Origin of the sequence: Nocardiopsis salina YIM 90010 (genome assembly GCF_000341025.1) — a bacterium.
Classification (GTDB): domain Bacteria; phylum Actinomycetota; class Actinomycetes; order Streptosporangiales; family Streptosporangiaceae; genus Nocardiopsis; species Nocardiopsis salina.
Genome location: NZ_ANBF01000235.1, coordinates 1 through 3,801, shown reverse-complemented (window position 1 = coordinate 3,801; position 3,801 = coordinate 1). Strand labels below are relative to the sequence as shown.

The 3,801-nt window shown below is 74.4% G+C and carries 3 protein-coding genes; 2 read left to right on the top strand and 1 reads right to left on the bottom strand.

Annotation, left to right across the window (positions count from 1 at the left end):
- Positions 1-143 precede the first annotated feature (143 nt).
- Positions 144-1,598: a phytoene desaturase family protein gene (locus D474_RS0125720; protein WP_017616359.1), complete on the top strand. Its 1,455-nt coding sequence runs from the start codon at positions 144-146 to the stop codon at positions 1,596-1,598.
- A gap of 15 nt (positions 1,599-1,613) precedes the next feature.
- Here D474_RS0125720 and D474_RS0125715 read toward each other — a convergent pair whose 3' ends face one another.
- Positions 1,614-2,759 carry a carboxylate-amine ligase gene (locus D474_RS0125715; protein WP_017616358.1) on the bottom strand — a complete coding sequence of 382 codons (1,146 nt, stop codon included), beginning with the start codon at positions 2,757-2,759 and terminating at the stop codon, positions 1,614-1,616.
- 245 nt (positions 2,760-3,004) lie between these two features.
- Here D474_RS0125715 and D474_RS30110 point away from each other — a divergent pair.
- Positions 3,005-3,801 (top strand): ATP-binding protein (locus D474_RS30110; protein WP_239647186.1); only part of this gene is annotated, 797 nt, incomplete at its 3' end.

The following is a 3,801-nucleotide window of genomic DNA, read 5'->3' as shown; positions in this document are numbered from 1 at the left end:
CACGCAGAAGCGGGCATAGTTCCGAAAACCGCCAAAGTCGAGGGCGCCGAAGTCGGCTCCGGTAGCAAGATCCTCGCAGGAATCGGGCAGGTGAGACCACCAGGGGGAGGCTGAACCCGCCACCACGCGAGTGAGGGGGAGCGATGAGTGAGTCCGAGCCCGACGCCGTCGTCGTCGGCAGCGGGCCCAACGGTCTGGCCGCCGCGGTGACCCTCGCCCGCGCGGGGCTGGACGTGCAGGTGTACGAACGCGCCGATACCCCGGGCGGCGGGTTGCGAACGCTGCCGCTGCTCGATTCCGACGTGGACCACGACGTGTGCGCGGCGGTGCACCCGATGGTGTGGCCGTCGCGGTTCATGCGCCGATTCGACCTGGAGTCGCGAGGGGTGCGGATGCTGCGTCCGGACCTCGCCTACGCGCACCCCATGCCCGGGGGCGGAGCCGGCCTGGCCCACGCCGACCTCGACCGCACCTGTGCCGGCCTGGGGGAGGACGGCCCGCGTTGGCGGCGTCTCATGGAACCGCTGGTGCGGCGTGGGCGCGGGGTGGGCGATCTGGTCCTGTCCGACCTGCGTTCCCTGCCCGCGGACCCGTGGGCGGCGGCGCTCCTCGGGCCACGGGTGCTCGCCCAGCGCGCGGGTGGCGGGCCGCTGGGCACCGAACGCGCTCGCGCGCTGCTCACCGGGGTGGCGGGACACGTCATCGGGCCGCTGCCGTCGCTGCCCGGTTCCGCGGTCTCGCTCCTGCTCGGGCACCTCGCCCACACCCCCGGCGGGTGGCCGATCCCCGAGGGCGGGAGCGCCTCGGTGGCCGACGCGCTCGTCAGGGACCTGCGCGCCCACGGGGGCCGGATCCACACCGGATGCGGGGTCGGCGACCTGCGCGACCTCCCTCCGGCGCGCGCCATGCTGCTGGACGTGGCGCCGCGCGGCCTGCTCGCCCTGGGCGGGGGCCTGCTGCCGGACCGCTATCGGGCAGCCCTGGAACGGTTCCGGTACGCGCCGGGGGCGGCCAAGGCCGACTTCGTGGTCTCGGGCCCCGTGCCCTGGGCCGACCCCGAGGTGGGGCGTGCGGGCACGGTGCACCTGGGCGGGACCCAGGCGGAGATGTTTCGCGCCGAGTCCGAGACCGCGCGCGGGCGCCGGGTGGAGGAACCGTTCGTGCTGTTGGTCGACCCGGCGGCCACCGACCCCTCGCGGGAGGTCGGGGGACGGCGCCCCGTGTGGGCGTACGCGCACGTGCCGAACGGGGACCCCCGCGACCCGGTCGACCTGGTGCGGCGCAGGATCGAGGGGTTCGCGCCCGGGTTCACCGACACGATCGTCTCCGCGCGGGGGGTGCCGGCCGCTCGGATGGCCGAGTACAACCCCAACCACGTCGGCGGTGACATCGCCGCAGGGGCCATGTCGGTGTGGCAGACCCTGGCGCGCCCCGTTCCCGCGCTGGATCCCTACCGCACGCCGCTGACGGGCGTGTACCTGTGTTCCTCCTCGACCCCGCCGGGTCCGGGCGTGCACGGGATGTCGGGCCATCTGGCGGCGCTCTCGGCGCTGCGCCGGGAGTTCGGGGTGCGTGAGGTCCCCGGCCTCGCCCCCTGACCCCGAACGATCCGGTCAGGTGGGCAGGCCCTCGCGGGTCTGGGCGGCGAGCATGTCGACGACGTCGGCCGGGTTCCGGCGGCGCTCGTAGGCGCGTCGCTGGCGCGCAGCCCCCGAGCCTGCGACGTGCACACGTTCCATCAGACCCGCGGCGACCTCGGCGTCGTCGGGCGTCAGCCCTGGCACCGCAGCGCTCAGCAGCCGGTCCGCGGCCCGGTGTCCGGGTACCAGGTCGCCGCTCAGCGGGTCCGGCACCTCGCCCTCCAGACCGTCGCGTGCTGCCCGCCACAGGGCGGCGCGCAGCGTGCGCCCCGGTATCGCCGGAGCCGGCCGGTCCAGCTGCACGTCGACCAGTGCCCGGGCGGCCAGGCCCCGTGTGAGCAGGGTGGAGAGCAGGGCCTCCTCGGCGGTCGCGGCGACGTCGCCGACCCGGATCTCCAGGGTGGGCAGGTGATCGGACAGCCGGACGTCCCAGTAGACCATGTGCGGGTCCAGGATCGCGCCGCTCCGCGCGAGCGCCCGAACGGCCCGGTCGTGCTCCTCCAGTGTGCGCAGGAGAGGGGGAGGGCCGGCGGACGGCAACCGGGTCCATGTGATGGTGCGCCAGCTCGCGTGCCCCGTGTCGCGGCTTTCGTGGAACGGCGAGTTCGCGCTCAGGGCCGTGAGGAACGGCAGCCACCGCCGTAGGTGGTCGCTGGCCCGAACCGCGCACGCCCGGTCCGGGATGCCCACGTGCACGTGGCACCCGCAGACCACGTGGGCGTCGCGCAGTGCGCCGAAGTGGCCGGCGATGGCGGCGTAGCGGGCCTCTTCGGTGAGGCGGGCGGCGGAGGGATCGCCCAGCACCGGGGTCCCGGACGCCACGACGACCAGTCCGGAGCGCTCCGCGGCATCGGCGAGCGCTCCCCGGGCGCTGATGAGGAACTCGTGCGCCTCGGTGCTGGTGGTGCACACAGGGCTGTTGGCTTCGAGCTGCGCCTGCGTGAACTCCCTGCACAGCTGCGGGTCGCGAGTGCGGGCCAGTACCTCTTCGGCGCGGGAGGCGATGTGGCGGGTGTGCGGGTCCACGAGGAAGAACTCCTCCTCGACGCCGAAGGTCGGCGGGGCCGCCGAGGTGGTGGCGGCCCGTGGGTCGTCTGCGGCCAGGGAGTGGTGCTCCATGGATGGTGGTCCCTCCTGCCGTCGGTGCCCGCTCTGGATACCCCGGGTCCGGACGGCGGCGACAGTGTCGCGGGGAACACAAAGGGCTATCCATGGGGTCTTTGTCGCCTATGCACCCTTTGTCTGCCTCGCGGGATCGGGGGTGCCCGCACGTAACGTTGTGATAACCCGGTCGACGCATCGTCGGCGTCTCCGAGCGCCAGGAAAACCTCGAAAAGTGGCCCACATCACTCGGGGAAGTGCAGGTGGATGCCGCACCCCCGCCCCCGTTGCACCCGCCCTCCAGCACCTCCTCGAACCGCCCCGAGGCCCCTGCGCCGGGTATCGGTGAAACCACCAGTGTGCCCCCGCGCACCTGCCGCGACGCCGCCCCCGTGTGCCACGGTGAGCACGTGGACGCGATGCTCACGACCCCCCCGAGCGTGCGGCTCCGGGGGAGGGACACAGAACTACAGGTCCTCGGCGCGGCACTGGACGGCGCCAGGGCCCGGTGTGGCACGTCCCTGCTCCTGACCGGCGGCCCCGGAACGGGCAGGACGGCCCTGCTCGACCATGTCCGTTCCGACGCCGACGACTTCACCGCCCTGTCCACCGCGGGCGTGGCCGACGAGGCCGACGTCCCTCTGTCCGGGCTCCAACGCCTGCTCACCCCGATCGAGGCCGCCGTCGACCTGCTCGCCGAACCCCGGCGCGGGCGCATGCGCGAGGCCCTGGTCCGGGGGAACCCGGGCGACCGCTTCGGCCTCGGAACCGGAGTGCTCGACCTGCTCGCCCGCGCCGCCGAGGAGCGCCCCCTCCTGCTGACCGTCGACGACGCCGACCTGCTCGACCGCGACTCCCTCGACGCGCTGGCCTTCGTCGCCCGCCGCTTGGACTCCACCCGCATCGCGCTCGTCATGGCCTCCCGCGCAGCCACCGCCCGCCGTGCCTCGGGCGGCAGTTCCCGCCCGCTGGTGCCCGGGATCGACGAACACGTGCTCGCCCCGCTCGGCACGGGACCCGTGCACGACGTCCTCACCGCTGCCGCGCCCGTCACGCTCGC